General features: G+C 54.3%; 15 protein-coding genes. 9 read left to right on the plus strand and 6 right to left on the minus strand.

Annotation, left to right across the window (positions count from 1 at the left end; translation table 11 throughout):
* The first annotated feature begins 113 nt into the window (after positions 1–113).
* The 6 genes from P0X86_RS06565 (at position 114) to htpG (ending at position 10121) form a co-directional block, all read left to right on the plus strand.
* Entirely contained in the window at positions 114–1391 is a 1278-nt protein-coding gene (locus P0X86_RS06565; protein WP_277748159.1) for an ABC transporter substrate-binding protein, read from the plus strand.
* A 23-nt stretch (positions 1392–1414) separates the two neighbouring features.
* A complete protein-coding gene (locus tag P0X86_RS06570) occupies positions 1415–2434 on the plus strand; it encodes a carbohydrate ABC transporter permease (RefSeq protein ID WP_096775152.1) in 1020 nt (339 codons plus the stop codon).
* Entirely contained in the window at positions 2431–3243 is an 813-nt protein-coding gene (locus P0X86_RS06575) for a carbohydrate ABC transporter permease (RefSeq protein WP_012819319.1), read from the plus strand. The genes P0X86_RS06570 and P0X86_RS06575 overlap by 4 nt, the downstream gene beginning before the upstream one ends.
* Positions 3244–3599: 356 nt before the next feature.
* The gene (locus P0X86_RS06580) at positions 3600–6698 is read left to right on the plus strand and encodes a glycoside hydrolase family 2 TIM barrel-domain containing protein (protein WP_481858291.1); all 3099 of its coding nucleotides are present in this window, start codon (positions 3600–3602) and stop codon (positions 6696–6698) included.
* Positions 6699–6752: 54 nt separating this feature from the next.
* Positions 6753–7994 (plus strand): MFS transporter, encoded by a 1242-nt coding sequence (locus P0X86_RS06585; protein ID WP_277748161.1) that lies wholly within the window; start codon positions 6753–6755, stop codon positions 7992–7994.
* 249 nt (positions 7995–8243) lie between these two features.
* Positions 8244–10121: a molecular chaperone HtpG gene (gene htpG / locus P0X86_RS06590; protein ID WP_145038869.1), complete on the plus strand. Its 1878-nt coding sequence runs from the start codon at positions 8244–8246 to the stop codon at positions 10119–10121.
* A gap of 114 nt (positions 10122–10235) precedes the next feature.
* Here htpG and P0X86_RS06595 read toward each other — a convergent pair whose 3' ends face one another.
* Positions 10236–10862, minus strand: coding sequence for a DUF3298 and DUF4163 domain-containing protein (locus P0X86_RS06595; RefSeq protein ID WP_192569521.1), 627 nt, complete (start codon positions 10860–10862; stop codon positions 10236–10238).
* Between P0X86_RS06595 and P0X86_RS06600 the strand changes: the two genes are divergently transcribed.
* Positions 10854–11090, plus strand: coding sequence for a hypothetical protein (locus tag P0X86_RS06600; protein ID WP_192569520.1), 237 nt, complete (start codon positions 10854–10856; stop codon positions 11088–11090). The two genes, P0X86_RS06595 and P0X86_RS06600, sit on opposite strands and share 9 nt — an antisense overlap.
* A gap of 13 nt (positions 11091–11103) precedes the next feature.
* Here P0X86_RS06600 and P0X86_RS06605 read toward each other — a convergent pair whose 3' ends face one another.
* From P0X86_RS06605 to P0X86_RS06615, 3 genes are all read right to left on the minus strand, one after another.
* Positions 11104–12255: an MFS transporter gene (locus tag P0X86_RS06605; protein WP_145038865.1), complete on the minus strand. Its 1152-nt coding sequence runs from the start codon at positions 12253–12255 to the stop codon at positions 11104–11106.
* Between the two features lie 44 nt (positions 12256–12299).
* A complete protein-coding gene (locus P0X86_RS06610; RefSeq protein WP_096775158.1) occupies positions 12300–12845 on the minus strand; it encodes a PadR family transcriptional regulator in 546 nt (181 codons plus the stop codon).
* 373 nt (positions 12846–13218) lie between these two features.
* Positions 13219–13602, minus strand: a complete 384-nt coding sequence (locus tag P0X86_RS06615) for a winged helix-turn-helix transcriptional regulator (RefSeq protein ID WP_012819326.1) — start codon at positions 13600–13602, stop codon at positions 13219–13221.
* 248 nt (positions 13603–13850) lie between these two features.
* Between P0X86_RS06615 and P0X86_RS06620 the strand changes: the two genes are divergently transcribed.
* Both P0X86_RS06620 and P0X86_RS06625 read left to right on the plus strand, forming a co-directional pair.
* Positions 13851–14399: an NAD(P)H-dependent oxidoreductase gene (locus P0X86_RS06620; RefSeq protein WP_096775159.1), complete on the plus strand. Its 549-nt coding sequence runs from the start codon at positions 13851–13853 to the stop codon at positions 14397–14399.
* A 141-nt stretch (positions 14400–14540) separates the two neighbouring features.
* Positions 14541–15080 (plus strand): GrpB family protein, encoded by a 540-nt coding sequence (locus P0X86_RS06625; protein WP_277748162.1) that lies wholly within the window; start codon positions 14541–14543, stop codon positions 15078–15080.
* 13 nt (positions 15081–15093) lie between these two features.
* Here P0X86_RS06625 and P0X86_RS06630 read toward each other — a convergent pair whose 3' ends face one another.
* Both P0X86_RS06630 and P0X86_RS06635 read right to left on the minus strand, forming a co-directional pair.
* Positions 15094–16155, minus strand: coding sequence for a response regulator transcription factor (locus P0X86_RS06630; protein ID WP_277748163.1), 1062 nt, complete (start codon positions 16153–16155; stop codon positions 15094–15096).
* Positions 16133–18001, minus strand: a complete 1869-nt coding sequence (locus P0X86_RS06635) for a sensor histidine kinase (protein WP_277748164.1) — start codon at positions 17999–18001, stop codon at positions 16133–16135. The genes P0X86_RS06630 and P0X86_RS06635 overlap by 23 nt, the downstream gene beginning before the upstream one ends.
* Between the last annotated feature and the right edge of the window lie 142 nt (positions 18002–18143).

Raw genomic sequence — 18143 nt, forward strand, 5'->3', positions numbered from 1 at the left:
GAACAAAAATACGATCATCTGCGAATCAGCGCACGTTTTGAACCGCTTTCATCCGAGTTATGATGAAAGCGGTTCAATTCATATCAACTCAATACTTTAGGGGAGCTGACAATATGAAAAAGAAAATGTCATGGATCGCAATGGTTTCGGTTATGACGTTAATGGCATCGCTGCTGGCCGCATGCGGCGGCAGCGGCGGGACCGGCAGCGCGAAGCAGCCGGACGGCAGCTCGTCGGAGGCGGCAACCACGCTTCGTTTCGCGACATGGGATACGGGAGATGCGCTGAAGATCGAGCAGGAGATCGCCAAGAAGTTCGAAGAGTCGCATCCCGGCACGAAGGTGCAGGTCGAGGCCTATGCCGACGGATTCGATCAGAAGCTGGCCGCCGGATTCGGCGCAGCCAATCCGCCGGACGTGATGTACATGTGGGATTTTCCGACGTATCACCAGTCCTTGGAGCCGCTGGACGGTTACGCGTCCAAGGACGAGGATTTGAACATCGATGATTTTTACCAAGGATTGTTCAACTACGGCAAGATCGACGATCAGCTGTACGGAATCCCGGCGGGCTTTACGACCCGGGTGGTGTACTACAACAAGAAGATGTTCGACGATGCGGGCATTGCTTACCCGAGCGATGGATGGACATGGGCGGAATTCCAGGAAATCGCCCAGAAGCTGACGGATAAATCGAAGAAGCAGTACGGCTTCGGCGTGCGGGCCGAGAACGATACGTATGACCTTCAAGGGTTCGTATGGAGCAACGGCGGATCCTTCATCTCGGAGGACGGCAAAACGATCGAAGGCTACATGAACAGCAAGGAAACGGCGGAAGCCATTCAGATGCTGGGCGATATGCTCAAGAACGGCTCGGCGGTCCTGACCGGAGGCAAAGGGCAGCAGAGCGGGGAGGATATTTTCAAAGCCGGCAAGATTGCCATGTGGGAGAGCGGCATCTGGCCGCTGGAATCCTTCAGGGAAGCCGGAATCGATGTGGGCACGGTGGAAATGCCGGCCTTCGAGGGCAAGCCAGTGAAGGGAGTATTGGCCGAATCCGCATTATCCATAGCGAAGGATTCCAAGAACAAGGATCTGGCGTGGGAGTTCATCAAGTTCTACGTATCGGATGAAGCGATCAAAATGCGCGTGGCCGACCTGCCGGTCCGGGTCAGCGTGGTCAACGAGCTGAAGAAGGACCAGGACCCGCTCTACAAGCCGTATTACACGATGCTGGAGCGCTCGGACAATACGCCGGCCTTTCTGCTGAATCCAAAATGGAACGAAGTAAACCGCCAGCTGTCGGCAGCCGTGGAATCCGTCATGTTCGGCAGCGATGCGCAGGAGGTTCTGAACCAGGCGGTGAAGGATAGCGAACGCTATTTGAAATAATCGAAGAAAGAAGGTTCGCGAAAATGGCCCAAACGCAAGTGCCTTACCCACAACAGCAGACAGCGGCCCCGAAGCGACTTGGACCAAAACGTTGGGGTGGGGCCGTGCCCTACCTCTTCATTTTTCCATGGATATTCGGATTCCTGGTTTTCACGCTTGGCCCGCTGCTGTTCTCCCTCGTCATTTCGTTTTTTGATTGGCCGATCGTAGGCCAAGTGACCTTTGTCGGCATCGACAACTATGTGGAGATGTTCTCGAACGATCCGCTGTTCTGGAAATCGCTGCTGGTTACGCTGAAATTCGCGGCTTTGTTCGTGCCGTTGAACATCATCGTGGCTTTGGGGCTTGCCATGCTGCTGAATCAGAAGGTAAAAGGGAGCGCGTTCTTCCGCACCGCCTTCTACCTGCCGTCGGTCATTTCCGGCGTCGCCCTCGCCATGATCTGGTCCTGGGTATACAGCGGGGATTACGGAATCCTGAACTATTTCTTATCGCTGGTCGGCATCGAAGGGCCGGACTGGCTGAACGATACGAAGTGGTCCCTGGTCGCCATGGTCATTGCAAGCCTATGGGGACAGGGCTCGATGATGCTTATTTTTCTGGCGGGTCTCAAGGGAATTCCGAAGGACCTGTATGAGTCGGCCTCGATGGACGGGGCGGGCAAGATTCGGCAGTTCTTCAATGTGACCATTCCGATGATCACGCCCACGCTGCTGTTCAACCTGATTACGTCCATCATCGCCGCGTTCCAGCAGCTGACGCTGGCGCTTCTGCTCACGGGCGGAGGCCCGCTGAAGTCGACGTTTTTCTATGCGATGTACATGTACGAGAATGCGTTCAAATATTTCAAGATGGGGTATTCCGCAGCCAACGCCTGGTTCATGTTCCTGATCGTGCTGACGCTGACGTTCCTCGTGTTCAAGTCTTCGGAGGCCTGGGTGTTCTATGAGGGCGAGATGAAGACAAAGAAGGAGAAGGAGAAGGCGAAGCCAAAGCGTGCCAAGCAAGGGGTTCAAGCCAGCAGGGAGGGAGGTTCCGTATGAAAAAGGTGATCACGTACGCACTGCTCATTCTGTGCTCGCTGCTGTTCATTGCTCCGCTCTTCTGGGCCGTCACGACGGCGCTGAAGTCGCAGCAGGAGCTGTATCTGTTTCCTCCGAAATGGTTTCCTTCCGTGTGGAGGTTCAGCAATTTCGCGGAGGCCTGGAGCATTCAGCCGTTTAACCTGTTTTTGAAAAATACGCTGATCGTGACGCTGCTGTCGACGCTCGGGCAGCTCGTCTCGTGCACGCTGGTAGCTTACGGGTTTGCCCGGTTTCAATTCAAGGGGCGGGACGCGCTGTTCCTGATCGTGCTTGCCACCATGATGATTCCGTGGGAAGTGACCATGATCCCGCAGTATATGGAGTTCAACTACCTGGGCTGGATCAATACGCTCAAACCGCTCATCGTTCCGTCCTGGTTCGGCTCCGCTTATTTCATTTTTCTGCTGCGCCAGTTCATCATGACCTTGCCGAAGGAGCTGGATGAAGCGGCAACCATTGACGGGGCGGGCAAAATGACGGTTCTGCTGCGGATCATCGTGCCGCTGATGGGTCCCTCGCTCATCCTGGTGGCCGTGTTCCATATGATGAGCTGCTGGAACGATTACCTGGGCCCGCTCATCTTCCTGAACGACCAGACGAAATATACGCTGACGCTGGGGTTATCCCAATTCAAGGGCATGCACGGCGTCGACATGCAATCCATTATGGCCATCACCTGCCTGATCTCGATTCCGCCGCTGGCCGTCTTTTTCTTCGCGCAGCGTTATATCGTTGGCGGCATCGCCACAACGGGGATCAAGGGGTAAACGATGCCGACGATAAGAGGCATCCACAATGGATATGGAGCTTGAAACAGCATCAGAACATAGAAAGTACGTGTTCAAAAAGTCATGGAAAGATGGCTTGTTGAAGATTATAGAATTTATAAGTTTTCTTGCTGCGCTGAACAATTCTATAATCGCAAGAAAAACTACCTCTAAATGCGGTCTGTCTTCTATGAAAGTACGTCGATAGACGTTTTTCTTAACATTATAGAATTTATAAGTTTTTGGGGTCCCCGCAAAGTATTTGGAATAAGCATCGTAGCATAGGCTCCACTTTGTGGGGTTATTTTAACGACCTCTAGAAGCTTAGACCGCTTGGGAAAGGATGGAGAGACATGATGAAAGACCATCGTATCGGCCGCGACTGGGATGACCTGAGCGTGCTGGAACGAAATCGGGCAAAAAGCCGGGCCTATTTCATTCCGTTCGCGGATGCGGACGGAGCGCTCAGTTATGACAGAGGTAACTCGGCCTGGTACCAATCGCTGAACGGGGTGTGGAAATTCCACTATGCCGAGGAGCCGGAGAGCGCTCCGGAAGCATTTTATGAGGAGGATTACGATGTAGCGGCCTGGGATGACCTCCCGGTTCCGGGACACTGGCAGCTGCAGGGCTACGGGCATCCGCATTACACGGACCTGTACTATCCGTTCCCCGTGGACCCGCCGCATGTGCCAAATGCGAATCCGACCGGGAGCTATGTCCGCGAGTTCGAGCTTCCGCTGCATTGGGACGGCAGAAAAATTTGCGTCAAATTCGACGGGGTGGACAGCGCGTTCCATGTGTGGCTGAACGGGTCGTTTATCGGCTACAGCCAGGGGAGCCGGCTGACTTCGGAGTTCGATCTGACCCCTTATGTGAAGCCCGGCGTTAACAAGATGTCCGTCCGGGTATACCAATGGTCCGATGGAAGCTACCTGGAAGACCAGGACATGTGGTGGATGAGCGGCATTTTCCGGGACGTATACCTGATCGCGGAGCCATCGGCTCTTCGCGTCAACGACTTCCGCGTAACGACCGAGCTGGATGCGGAGTATCTGAACGCGAAGCTGCAGGTGCAATTGGAGCTGGAAGGTACGGAGCGCGGCTTCGTCCAGTTGCAGCTGTTGAATGGCGCCGGAGCGGAAGCGGGGTCAACCGGCAAAGACGTCGGGCACTCTTCCGTGGAGAATTTTGAGATCGAGGTGGCGGGCCCGGATTTATGGAGTGCCGAGTCACCGGCGCTGTACCACCTGGTGATCACCCTGCGGGATAATCAGGGGGAGACGCTGGAGACGGTGGCGCAGCGCGTCGGCTTCCGCTCCATCGAAGTGAAGGACGGACAGCTACTGGTAAATGGCAAGGCAATCCTGCTGAAAGGCGTCAATCGCCATGACCATCATCCGGATACGGGCCGAACCGTCACCCTGTCCACGATGTTGGAGGACATCCGGTTGATGAAACAGCACAACATCAATGCCGTACGGACCGCTCATTACCCGAATGATCCCCGGTTCTACGAGCTGTGCGACGTGTACGGGCTGTACGTGATGGAAGAGACGGATCTGGAGACCCACGGCTTTGAGCCGCTCGGCAACATTTCCCGCCTGAGCGACGATCCGGATTGGAAGGAAGCGTACGTGGACCGCGTCCGTCGGATGGTGGAGCGGGATAAGAACCATCCGTCCGTGCTGTTCTGGTCCCTCGGCAACGAATCCGGCTTCGGCTGCAATTTCCGCGCGATGGCGGAGTGGTGTCGGGAGCATGATCCGACGAGGCTGATCCATTACGAGGAGGACCGCGAAGCCGAGGTGTGCGACGTGGTGAGCACCATGTATTCCTCCGTCGAGAAGATGGAGGGCTTCGGCAAAATGACCGATCATCCCAAGCCGCATATTCTGTGCGAATTCGCGCACGCGATGGGCAACGGGCCCGGCGGACTGCGTCCTTACTTCGATGCCTTTGAAGCGCATCCCCGCCTGGCGGGCGGTTTCGTCTGGGAATGGATCGATCACGGGCTGAGCAGAAGGACGCCGGACGGCAGCATGGATTATGCGTACGGCGGCGATTATGGCGATGTACCGAACAACAGCAATTTCGTCATCGATGGTTTGGTTCGTCCGGACCGGACTCCCTCACCCGGACTTCTGGAATACAAAAAGGTCATTGAGCCTGTCCGCATGTCGATGCGAAGACACGGTGTGCTTCATATCATGAACCGCTATGATTTCATTTCGCTGGATCATCTGCAGGCCCATTACCGGGTGCTGTCCGATGGACAGCTTGTCCATAGCGGAGTCCTGCAGCTTCCCCGCATCGAAGCAGGCACAAGCGCGGAGCTAAGCCTCCTGAAGGCCTTGGAGCAAGCGATAATAGGCGTGAATCCTTATGCCGAGCTGTGGCTGGAGGTATCCCTCTCGCTGGCCGCGGACTGCCGCTGGGCGGAACGGGGGCATGAAGTGGCATGGTCCCAGCTTCTGCTGCGGGAATCGTCAAAGCCCGAATTCGAGCCGACGGCTGCCTTACGGCGGGGAGCTTTGCAGATTAGCGAGGAGAAGCATGGCCTGCACGTCGGGAATGGAAGCTTTCAGCTGTCCCTCAGCGCCCTTCATGCCGGCTTCGAAACCTTGTCCATGCATGGCAAAAGAATTGCACTTGGCGGACCGGCGCTGAATTTCTGGCGTCCGCCGATCGATAACGACATGTACGTGCTTCCGGATTGGCGCAAGGCCCATCTGGACCGGCTCTCCGAGCGGGTCGATCATTTCGAATGGAAGCGATTGGACCGGGAATGCGTTGAGGTAAAGCGGGTTTCCCGCATCGCTCCGCCGGTATACGACTGGGGCTTCCGCTGCGAAACGACCTATACGATCACTTCCAGCGGCCTGATCATCATGGACGTGAAGGGTGAGCCGATCGGCACGCCGCCCGGCATGCTGCCCAAAATCGGATTGCAAATGCAAGTCGCGGGCGACATGGAACATGTCCGGTGGTACGGCAGAGGACCTGGGGAAAGCTACCCGGACAGCCTGGAAGCGGGACGGTTCGGGGAATACCGCAGCACCGTGGACGGATTGTTTACGCCCTATATCTATCCGCAGGAAAACGGGAACCGCTCGGATGTCCGCTGGGTCTCGCTGGCGGATGGTGCGGGGCTGGGGCTTCTTGCCGTAGGCGAGCCCTCCCTTAATTTCAGTGCGAGCCGCTACGCCGATCAGGACGTGGAGTCTGCCGCGCATGCCAGCGATCTGGTTCCGCAGCGTTTCATTACGCTGAATCTGGATTACCGGCAGAACGGGCTTGGCAGCAACAGCTGCGGTCCGGCACAGGCACCCGAGCACTCGATCAAGCCGGAGCCTTTCTCGTTCCGCATGCTGCTGAAGCCTTACGCTGCCGAGGATACCGATCCGGTACGGCTGAGCAGGCGGATGCGCTCGGAAGCGGGATTATACGAGTAACCCGGTGATGTTCATCTCATATCGTTACCGGATTTTCTGGAGAAGGGGAATAACATGTCCTTTTACATCAAAGACCTGCTGCAGCTGTCTACGGGGGTGCGCCGGTTCCTGATAAGCGAGGCCTTCTACGGCATCGGGATCGGCCTCTATACACTCGTCCTGAATCTGCATCTGCTCTTCCGGGGGCTAAGGGAAGACGAGATCGGCGCGTTGGTGTCGATGGGCATTCTGATTATGGGCGTGCTCGCCATTCCGGTATCCCTGCTCGCCAACCGGGCAGGAAGAAAAAAACTGCTGGTTACCGGCGTATTCTTTATCGCCGCAGGCAATGTGCTGTTTGCCGTCAGCGATGATTTGCTGTGGTTCTATGCCGCTCAAGTCATGGTGTCTGCCGGGTTGACGCTGGTGGAGACAACGGAGATCCAGCTTCTCTTCCATTATTGCCGGTCCCGTAAAGAGGAAGCCCGTGCATTCTCCCTGATGTTTGCCGTCTTTACGGCTTTTACGGGACTCGGAACGCTCGCGGCCGGATATATCTCGAAGGGGCTCGAAGGAAGCAGGGGCTATGAAGTGTCGCTTCTGCTGACCGGGCTGGTGCTTGTGCTTCACGGCGTCATCCGGGCGTTCTGGCTGCCTGCCGAGCACAAGGCTTTGGAAGAGGCAGCGCCGGCAGCTTCGCCTTCAAGAGGATGGTTCAGGTTAATGGGACCTCTATCGTCCGGGACCTTATGGCTGTTCGCCGTGTTTACCGCACTGCTCGGCGGCTGTATCGCCATGACGGGCTCCTTCCTGAACGTCATCGTGAAGTTCCGCCTGGATTGGATGGACGACCAGGTATCCCTGATTCTGGCCATCGGCGCGATCCTGCTGTTTATATGCTCATTGATGACGCCGTACGTCATGGAGCGGTTCGGTTATAACACGGCCATTATCTCGGTATTTATCGTCAATATTTTGCTGTTTGCCGCGCTGTACATGATTCTCCCCGTATGGCTGTTCGTCGGGCTGTTTCTGTTGCGGGGCGGCGGCGTGACCATGCTGTCCAATCTGCTGGACAGTCTGCTGATGTCGGCTTTCAATGAGAAGGAACGAAACCTGTACGCCGGCATGCGGTCGGTATTCCGGAGTTTAGGTTCGTCCGGGGCAACCTTTGTCGCGGGACTGATCCTGGCCCGGCAGGATTACCGGCTTCCCTTTCTGGCCACCGCCGGCGTGCTGCTCTTATGCGGTTTGTATTACGTATGGTGGATTCGTCCGGTTTTATCCAAGAGATTAAATAGCAGCATCGAGTCATGAATGTGGAGGGCTGTCTAAAAAGGGGATTCCTTTTTAGACGGCCCTTTCGGCGCTTGCTGCCCGTTCTCCAGAGATTCATCCGAAATCATCTGCATCGCCGATCGAAGGTTGCTGCCGCGTTTGAGTCATGAAAGTCTCCAAACATATTGACATCAAAAATTGGTACATGTTTAAATAGAAGAAGTGTTAGCACTCTATTGTAAAGAGTGCTAAAAGAAACCTCGTTCAGATTGGAAAGGAGATTTTTTCATGGCGAAAAAACAGTTTAAAGCTGAATCCAAACGGCTGCTCGAGATGATGATCAACTCCATCTATACGCAGCGCGAGATATTCCTGCGCGAGCTGATTTCGAATGCCAGCGACGCAATCGACAAGATTTATTATAAAGCGCTGACCGACGACAGCCTGACCTTTAATAAAGAGGATTACTACGTTAAGATTACCGCGGATAAAGCCAACCGCACGCTGACCATTGCCGACACGGGGATCGGGATGACCAAGGAAGACCTTGAGAACAACCTCGGCGTCATCGCGAAGAGCGGTTCCCTTGCATTCAAGAGCGAGAATGAAGCGAAGGACGGACACAATATCATCGGCCAATTCGGCGTGGGCTTCTACTCCGCCTTCATGGTGGCCGACGTCGTTACCGTGACGAGCCGTGCCCTGGGCAGCGATGAGGCATATAAATGGGAATCCGAAGGCGCGGACGGGTATACCATTACGCCTGCCGAGAAGGATTCCGTCGGAACCGAGATCGTGCTGAAGATCAAGGAGAACACGGAAGACGATCAGTATGACGAGTATTTGGAAGAATACCGCCTAAGAGCGATCATTAAGAAGTACTCCGATTTTATCCGTTATCCGATCAAAATGGACGTGAAAACGCAGCGTCCGAAGGCAGATGCCGAGAACGAGTTCGAGGAAGTTCAGGAAGAGCAGACCATCAACAGCATGGTGCCGATCTGGCGCAAGAACAAAGGCGAGCTGACGGACGAAGATTACGTCAACTTCTATAACGAGAAGCGTTACGGTTTCGATAAACCGCTCAAACACATTCACGTCAAAGCGGATGGTGCCGTGGTATATAACGCGATTCTGTTCATTCCCGAGAATACGCCGTTCGATTATTACACCAAGGAATACGAAAAAGGGCTTGAGCTCTATTCCAACGGCGTTCTGATCATGGATAAATGCGGAGACCTCCTGCCGGACTATTTCAGCTTCGTGAAAGGGATGGTCGATTCGGAGGATCTGTCGCTGAACATTTCCCGGGAGATGCTGCAGCATGACCGCCAGCTGACGCTGATCGCGAAGAACATCAAGAACAAAGTGAAAAGCGCGCTGCAGGGCATGATGAAGGACGAGCGGGAGAATTACGAGAAATTCTTCGCATCCTTCGGCCGAGGCCTGAAATTCGGCGTTTACAACGATTACGGCATGAACAAGGAAGATCTTCAGGACCTGCTGCTGTTCACGTCCTCCAAGGAGAAGAAGCTGGTTTCGCTGGATGAGTACGTGTCCAGAATGCCGGAGGATCAGAAGTATATCTATTATGCTTCCGGCGACTCCATCGACCGGATCGAGAAGCTCCCGCAGACCGAAATGGTGCTGGACAAAGGCTATGAAATCCTGTACTTTACGGACGATGTCGACGAGTTTGCGATCAAGATGCTCATGAAATACAAGGAGAAGGAATTCAAATCGGTATCCAGCGGGGATCTCGGCATCGATTCCGAGGCCGACAAACAGGAGAATGAAGCCGAGGAGAGCGACAACAAGGAGCTCTTTGAAGCCATGGGCAGCCTCTTGGCCGGCAAAGTGAAGTCCGTCAAAGCCTCCAAACGACTGAAATCCCATCCGGTGTGCCTGTCCACGGAAGGCGAAGTCTCGATCGAGATGGAGAAAATCCTGAAGGCGATGCCGAACGGGCAGGATATCCAAGCCGACAAGGTGCTGGAGATCAACACGAACCATGAGGTGTTCCAGTCCCTTAAGGCGCTGCAAGCGGATCAGGATAAGCTGAAGCTCTACACGAATCTGCTGTACAATCAGGCGCTGCTGATCGAAGGCCTGCCGATTGCCGATCCGGTGGAATTCACGAACGATATTTGCAAAATCATGGTGTAAACCGTAGTAGCAAACTCATGCGATGATAACTAACAAACCCGATGCTTTGGCGTAAGGCGCCAGGGAGTCGGGTTTGTTTTTTTTGCTGCATATCGCCTGAATGCGCTGCTGCTCCTACGCCACGTCCGCAGCAAGATCCGATAACAATCCGTTCTCGGGCGCCAAGCCCAAGAGGTCGTATACCGATATGGGGAACATCGGAAAGCCGACATAGTATGGCGTGATGGCATACAGCGGATAGAAGATGACCAGCGACTTATCGGCAAGATAGAAGTCTTGATTCGGCGAAACGGTAACCGGAACGTTCTCCAGCACGGGAATGCCGCGTTCCTTGATCTGACGGTTCACTTCGGCGGCCAAGACGGCTTGATAGCCGGAGCCTGGCCGGAACAGATCGGATAAGGCATAGGATTGTCCGGTGGCCGTGGAGAAGGTCAGTCCTTTTGTCACCGTATACCCGTGCGCCATATGCTCGGAGTAGGTGTAGTTGGTCAGCACAAGGCTAAGAATGCCGCGCTCGTTCGTTTTAATCTCAAAGGTGCCCGTCGTTTGCGGGTTGGTGCCGGTCTGAACCTGCTGCTGTTCACGCTGCATATCCTGGATTTGAAGAATAATGGCCCGGTTGATGGCTTCTTCTGCTCCAGGATTCATGCGGCCGTATACCTGCGGATAATGAATCACGAGACCGGGTGCCGTATGCGTGAGAGTATGGATGCTCACCGGCGGTACATATTGCGCCATGCGTACCATCGCTCCAATCTAACATCAGATACGTTAGCCTATTCGGAAGCGGACTCGGAGGTTACCAAGCCGGAGGGGGCGGAAGTTCGGATTTCCGAGGCTGGCGGGTTTAGAGGGACGGCAGTCCGGTCAACCCGGCAGAACGGCTTCGGTCAGGCAGAGTGCTCCACTGCGACAGAACGCTCCAATACGACGCGGCGGTCCAAGTCTGCGGGCGTGTCTGCTTGAGAACGGGGAGCCTTCACTCCTTCTCTGCAGCGACAGACGTAAGCAGTCTTCTTACAAAGACCGCGAATATGACCAAGGATACGACAACAGACACTGCCGTAACCGTAAACAGATAGGCATAGCCGATGCGCTCGGAGACCAGGCCCAACAGGATAGCGCCAAGTCCGATGCCGAGATCGAACGCCGTCATGAACGAGGCGTTGGCTGCGCCTCTTCGGTTCTCGGGCGCAATGCGCAGGGTGGCCGCTTGAAGGGCGGGCTGGGCTGAACCGAAACCGATGCCGTACAGAATGGCGGCGGTAATCAGTCCGGGCAATCCGCTCGATTGGCTTAAGACGATCAGGGCACCGGCCGTTATGACAAGGGACGGAATGATGACGGCCGCTTCGCCGAAACGGTCCGACAGCTTCCCGGCAAAGGGCCTGATCAAGGTAAGAGCGACGGCGTACACCAGGAAAAAGGTTCCCGGATTGACCCGGATGGACTCGGCAAACAGCGGGAGAAAGGTCGTAATTCCACCGTAGGCAACCGCCAGGAAAAAGATCGCGGCCGTGACAGGCAGAACGGATTTCTCGACCAGCTGAATTCGCCCTGCCGAAGGTTTGGCTTGGTAAGGGGCTCTGGTCATGTAGGCCAGTATGAAGGCAATCAGGGAGAGCCCGGTAGCGACCAGAAACAACGTCCGAAACGAATACCCGCTCACGATATAAGTACCCAGCATCGGGCCGATGGCCATCGCTACCGTCATCGCCATACCGTACCAGCCCATGCCTTCCCCGCGGCGGGAGATCGGGATTAAATCCGTGATGACCGTCCCGATGGAGGTTGTCGAGAAAGCCCAGCTCGCGCCGTGCAGGATCCGCAGCGCAAGCAGAAGCAGAATGCTGCCGACCCAATCGTAGAGGTACATCGAAAGAACAAAGAAGATAAGACCCCAAACGTAAAAAGCTCTTCTGCCGTACCGGTCCACCAATCCCCCGACCATCGGGCGAAAGACCACCGCCGTCAGCGTAAACGCGCCGGCCGCCAAGCCCACCTGGGTCTCGGAGCCGCCCAGATGCTTGATATACAGCGGAAGCGTGGGCAGCAGCAGATAGAAGCCCGTAAACAGAAACAGCATTCCGACCGTCATCTGAATAAACGGCTTCGTCCATAAACGTTCCATCCAGTAATCCCCTCCTTGATATCAAATGCGACAACGCTTGAACGCTAGTCCTCTTCGGACTTAACAGCCGCTATTTCTTTCTTGATCCATTCGATATTCGTTTTCCCCATCTGCTTTCGGTGATCCAGCACCCTCAGCAATTGTAATCGCTGTTTCTCAGGTTCGGGTTTATAGAACGCGATCTCCGCTTCAAAATCCGTCACATGCTTCAGGTTGGTCTCCAGATAAATCAAATACTGCTGCAGGCAGTCGAGTCGAACCCTTTTCGGAACATACCGGAAATAGACCACTTTGAAATGGAACATCTGCTCCGTATCCATGTTGTATTCCAGTGGTTTCTCCATGAGCTCGAAAAACTTCCGCCGGCCGGAATCGGTAATCCCGTAGATTTTTCGGGGGCGTTTGCCTCCGCCGGACCCGTCCAGACTGAGATGGATCCACTCGTGATCCACCATCCGGGAGAGCAGGGGATACAACGTTCCGGAACTGATCTGGCGGTAAGGCCCGCCTGCATTTTTAAGAATCTCTTGAAGCATGTAACCGTGTTTGTCCCCGGTCATTAATTCGCCCAGAACAAAAATTTCATACATACAGACCGCCTCCAACGATATGTCGATACGATATAAATATATATCGTATCGACACAAAAAAGCAATGCGTGGAAGTGAATTTTCCGTGATTCATTTTCAAGCTGCGGTCCACCCGCTTGCCCCTTATTCATTCAGACATGTGACAGGTGAAGATAAGCAGAGAGCGGTTTGAAATGTTTTTTAGATACACGAAAAAAAGGTAAGGGAGTATTTGCGGGTTAAAACGGAGTTTTATGATGAAACGCACTATACGAAATACCAGCCTGCAGAGGAGCAGCCGGTGAAGCCGATCCCAAGAGGAACGGCTTGAAGAATGCGAAGAGATCGATATTTTGAGCAATCCCCGGCCCCTTGTTCCGGCTTGCTGTTTTCGTTACAGTCCGCCTGCATTTTTTCCTGGGCTCTCATCAGACTGTTCGTTGACCTTGTTGACATATTCCTGATGCTGAAATCCCCAGGTGCACATGTCGGTGAGTACGCTGTCCAAGCTCTTCCCGTGCTCCGAGACGGAATACTCCACCTTGGGCGGGATCTCCTGATATACCTTGCGTACGACCAGCCCATCCTGTTCCAGTTCACGGAGCTGATTTGTCAGCATGCCTTGGGTCACGCCCGGAAGCAGACGCCGAAGCTCCCCGAACCGTTTGGTTCCGTCCTGCAGCAGAATGAACAGAATCAGCGGTTTCCACTTGCCTCCGATTAATTGCAGCGTGGTCAGGATGCCGTCGGTGTTAGGCCGTTGATCGTTTGTTCTCATATTCTCATCTCCCGCTTGGAAGTGTGTGATCGATCTTGTTTCTTGGATGATAGTAATGTAGCACAGGATTCAGTTTAAACCCAGTACTATTCTTATTCGTACTTAGTACGTTTTATCGTACTATGCATGGGATGATTAGGTACGCCAGAGCGGACTAAGTACAGAAAAAGAGCGTACTTTTCAACGAAACCGATCCGAAACATAATGGGGGTGTCAAACAAATCAAATGAGACAGGAGAGACCTGAGTATGAAAACCATGGTGATTGTGGCTCATCCGAATTTAGACAACTCGCGTGCGAATCGGATGCTGATGGAGCACGACGGGCTGTATGCGAATGGAAATGTAGATGTCCGGGATCTTTACAAGGAGTACCCGGATTGGACTATCGATATCGAGCGCGAGCAGCAGCTCCTTCTTCAATACGATCGGGTGGTGTTCCAATTCCCGTTTTACTGGTACAGCTGCCCGCCTCTGCTGAAGAAATGGATGGATGACGTGCTGACCTTCGGTTGGGCGTTCGGGCCGGAAGGCAACAATCTGAAAGGCAAGGAATTCATGCTGGCCACGACGGCGGCAGGATTGGAGCAAGGGTATCAGGCAGGCGGGGACAATTGGTACACCGCAAGTGAGCTGCTGCGGCCGATTCAAGCCACGTTGAAGCGGTGCAAGGCCCATTATCTGCCTGCCTTCGTGACCTATAACGTAGAACGGGTAAGCGATGAAACACTTCGGGCGGAGGCCGGAAGGTATGCGCGGCAGGTTCTAGCACCTGCCGTCGTGGAAAGTCGATATTAAGGCATGCTTGACCATAAACCATAGCACACTGGCTCTTGTCGATTAAAACCATATAGGGCATGATGGAGTCATACGTGGCCCGCTACTTTTGGCTTGAGGGCTTCACCAGCACGTACGTACCCATTCGAAGGAGGTTCCTTCATGACCATTGACGAAGCCATCCACTTGGAGCCCTATGACAAGCAGTGGGCGGATCGGTTTAACGACGAACATCGGCTCTTGATCGGGGAGATCGGTCCTTATACGGCTGCGATCGAACATTTCGGAAGCACGTCCGTACCGGGCATGACGGCCAAACCCATCGTCGATATACTGGTGGGCGTGGAGAACGCCCGGCATACGGATGAAATCCTTCCCAAACTGGCCGCTATGGGTTACGAGAACTTGGGCGAATCCGGGATCATCGGCCGCATTTACCTCCGCAAAAGAGGAGAGCTTGCCTATAACGTTCATATCGTGTCGTACCGTGGCGACATCTGGAACCATAACATCATAATTCGGGATTACCTCCGGGCTCATGCCGTGGAAGCCGAGCGATACAGCGAGATCAAACAAAGGATCGTTTCGCAAGGAGCCTGGACCCTGCTTCGATACTCCGATGAGAAGAATGCGTTCATGGAGCAGCTTCTTGCCAGAGCGAAGGAGTGGAAGAACGGGAGAACAGGAGAACAAGCTAATTAAACTCCTGCCTGTCTCATTCTCCTTCCATGGCCTTGCATTGCTTTCGGTACGCCGAAGGGGTGAGGCCATGAAATTTTTTGAACGTCTTGCTGAAATGGACATAGTCCGAGAAGCCGACGCGGTAGGCTGCTTCCTGAGCGGAAAGCTTCGACTCCGCAAGCAATTCCCTCGCTTTTTCCATGCGAACCTGCACCAGGTATTTCACGAAGTTCATATTGGTTTCGTTTTTGAAGGTACGGCTTAAATACGTCACCGACATCCCCACCGAATCGGCTACCTCCTGCAAGGACAAATCCTCCATCGCATAGTTTTCTTCAATGAATCGTTTGGCTTTTTGGATATTATGGCGGGATCCCAGATTTCTGGAGCCTTTAATCAATGCCAGCATTTCCTTGACCTTATCCTCTGTTTGGCGGCGGCAGGCAAGGGGATCATCCTGCGCCCACTGCTCCTCGCCGGTGTCCATGTTCAGCATCAACCCGCGTTCTTCAAGCGCAGACAGCAGTTCCGATATCAGCATATGGGCGTACCGTGACAGGCTGACCTCTTTCGGTCCCATCGTCTCAAAAAGGGCCATGATCTCATGGGTTTGTTCCAAGGCCTCCCGCTCCTCGGCAGACCACAGCAGCTCGGCGAGCCTGGCTTTATGGCGCTGCTGCGCAAGCGTCCATTTCGTCTGCTGGGAGAATCGCGCTTTCCGCTCGTCCAGCTCCCTGCAGGCACGTTCCAGCGTTGCATGGAACTGGGCCGGGTCGATGGGCTTCAGCAGGAAATCCGATACGCCATAACGCATGGCCTGACGCGCGAATTCGAAGTTGTCGTGGCCCGACAGGATAATGAAATGCATCTGTGCATGGGATTCCCGGACACGGCGGATAAATTCCAGCCCATCCATTTCAGGCATGCAAATATCGGTCACGATGATGTCCGGCCGGCTGTTCTCCAGCATTTCTAAGGCTTCAACCCCGTCTTCGGCTTCGCCGGCAACCTCAATCCGAAGCCCTGACCTCTCGACAAGCTTTCGCAAACTCAAATGAATGGCGTATTCGTCATCAATCATCATGATCCGGTACATAATGTCCCTCCTCGCTAGTCCTATATGGCAGTCTGATTTCAAATATCGTGCCTTCCGAGGGCACGGATTCCACAAGGTACAGTCCATACTCGTCCCCGAAGGTAAGCTGGAGCCTTTGATGGACGTTCAAGAGGCCGATGCCGCTGGTGGTTTCGTCCCCGTCGTTTCGCAGGACGCCAGCTTCCGGCTTCTTGCCGGAATTCAGAATTCGCCTGATCTGCCGCAGCGTTTGCGCCGTCATGCCCACCCCTTTGTCCCGGATCACGATCGCATAATAACCCGCCTCCGCGCGTGAGCTTATCCCGAGGTAGGAAGGCTTCTTGCCCCTGTATCCGTGGATGAACACATTCTCCACGATCGGCTGCAGCGTCAGCCTGACGGCGTTCACGCGATCCAGATCCCGTTCGTTCACGTCCATATCGATCCGCAGCTTGCGGAAGCGGGCGCTTTGAAGATCCAGATAATACTGGACATGCGTCATTTCCTCCCGGAGCGGCACAACGGATCCGGCATGGCCGATATTGTAGCGGAACATATGGGCCAGCGCCCGCGTCATGCGACTGATTTCCATATGATCGTCCGCGATGGCATATGAATTAATAATCTCCAGCGAATTGTACAAAAAGTGCGGGTTGATATGGGACTGCATGGAGCGGAGCTCGGATTCCTTCTGCTTGATTATGAGCTCCCGCTCCTTCAGCTGGGAATCCTGCACCTCCCGGATCAACCGCTTCAGCTCTCCCGTCATGCTGTAGAAGCTTTGAAACACGGCCGTCATTTCATTGTTGCGGAACCGGTTCATATGGGTGGGAAGAACGAAATCGCCCCGTTCGACGCGGGCCATCAACTTCTGCAGCATGGAGAGCGGCCTTGTCAAGGACAAGGAAAAACCGCCAACAAGCGCCAATGCGATGATCAAGAGCATCGACGCGGCCGCAAGCGAGTAGTTCCGCTGGGTGATTAAATCGCCGATGAGATTGTTCAGCGGCAGATCGGCGACAACCGTCCAGCCGGTGATCTGCGATCGTTCATGGAGGACCATCTTCTCGGTGCCCGATACCGCGTCTTGATGCCGGAAGAAGGAGGAGTCCCGGTTCTGAATACGCGATAACAGCCCGGGCTCGACTTCGGCCCCGATCTGTTTCGGATTCGGATGGTAGATCATATGCCCGTCGCCGCCCATAATCCAGACGTCAAAGCCGCCCAGCGAATCGTTGGAGCAGATGGCGCCAATCTGCTTCAGATTGAGGTCGACGATCAATAAGCCTTTATAGAGAAAGGATGAATTGTCATAGAGCTTCCGGGCGACGGTGAGGGAAGGCGTGTTTCCTACCCGGCTGAGGCCGATGATCTGAAAATCGTTGTATTGGTCCAGCTGCGCTTGAAAGGAGCGGTTGCGTTTGCGGATTTCGCTCATATCGAGCAGTCCCGGCGCGCTTTCGTAATCGGTAATTTGCCGCTTGTTCTCGGCGACGAGCGAGATCCCGATGATATCCGATCTTCCGTAGATCATCTGGGCGAACAAGTCGTCCTCCACTTTTTTGGCAAGCTGAAAATAGGCATAGGGAGTGAGCTCCGTGGTCGAGAGAAATTGCTGGATCTGCGGGTTATGGATAAAGGGATAGGTGGAATTCTCCAGATTGGATATGTAAGAATCCAGCGAGACGTTGGTTTGCTCGATGATACGCTTGTTGGCGCCTGCGGCAAACTGTTCAATCGCTTCGGTGGACGACTGGTACCAGAAGCTGCCGAGCAGAAAGAAAGGGAGGCCAATGAATAGGATGATCAGCACGAACAATCGTTGGTTAATGGTCAGATTACCGATGGAAACGCCTTGGATGTTCATCGCTCTTCCGCCTTCCTGGCTTTGAAGTAGGGAATGTAAGGAACATTGTAGCAAAAAAACACAAGTTGTAAATAAAAAACCATGATGCCGCGGCAAGAAATCACAAGTGGGATAAGAAAGTACATGGGCGCTGACGGTCGTA

This window comes from Paenibacillus sp. BR1-192 (assembly GCF_029542445.1).
Classification (GTDB): domain Bacteria; phylum Bacillota; class Bacilli; order Paenibacillales; family Paenibacillaceae; genus Paenibacillus_AQ; species Paenibacillus_AQ lautus_A.

Excerpts from the sequence above, each read along its gene's own strand:
- P0X86_RS06565 (WP_277748159.1), top strand. The coding sequence starts at position 114 with ATGAAAAAGAAAATGTCATGGATCGCAATGGTTTCGGTTATGACGTTA.
- P0X86_RS06570 (WP_096775152.1), top strand. The coding sequence starts at position 1,415 with ATGGCCCAAACGCAAGTGCCTTACCCACAACAGCAGACAGCGGCCCCG.
- P0X86_RS06575 (WP_012819319.1), top strand. The coding sequence starts at position 2,431 with ATGAAAAAGGTGATCACGTACGCACTGCTCATTCTGTGCTCGCTGCTG.
- P0X86_RS06580 (WP_481858291.1), top strand. The coding sequence starts at position 3,600 with ATGAAAGACCATCGTATCGGCCGCGACTGGGATGACCTGAGCGTGCTG.
- P0X86_RS06585 (WP_277748161.1), top strand. The coding sequence starts at position 6,753 with ATGTCCTTTTACATCAAAGACCTGCTGCAGCTGTCTACGGGGGTGCGC.
- htpG (WP_145038869.1), top strand. The coding sequence starts at position 8,244 with ATGGCGAAAAAACAGTTTAAAGCTGAATCCAAACGGCTGCTCGAGATG.
- P0X86_RS06595 (WP_192569521.1), bottom strand. The coding sequence starts at position 10,862 with ATGGCGCAATATGTACCGCCGGTGAGCATCCATACTCTCACGCATACG.
- P0X86_RS06605 (WP_145038865.1), bottom strand. The coding sequence starts at position 12,255 with ATGGAACGTTTATGGACGAAGCCGTTTATTCAGATGACGGTCGGAATG.
- P0X86_RS06610 (WP_096775158.1), bottom strand. The coding sequence starts at position 12,845 with ATGTATGAAATTTTTGTTCTGGGCGAATTAATGACCGGGGACAAACAC.
- P0X86_RS06615 (WP_012819326.1), bottom strand. The coding sequence starts at position 13,602 with ATGAGAACAAACGATCAACGGCCTAACACCGACGGCATCCTGACCACG.
- P0X86_RS06620 (WP_096775159.1), top strand. The coding sequence starts at position 13,851 with ATGAAAACCATGGTGATTGTGGCTCATCCGAATTTAGACAACTCGCGT.
- P0X86_RS06625 (WP_277748162.1), top strand. The coding sequence starts at position 14,541 with ATGACCATTGACGAAGCCATCCACTTGGAGCCCTATGACAAGCAGTGG.
- P0X86_RS06630 (WP_277748163.1), bottom strand. The coding sequence starts at position 16,155 with ATGTACCGGATCATGATGATTGATGACGAATACGCCATTCATTTGAGT.
- P0X86_RS06635 (WP_277748164.1), bottom strand. The coding sequence starts at position 18,001 with ATGAACATCCAAGGCGTTTCCATCGGTAATCTGACCATTAACCAACGA.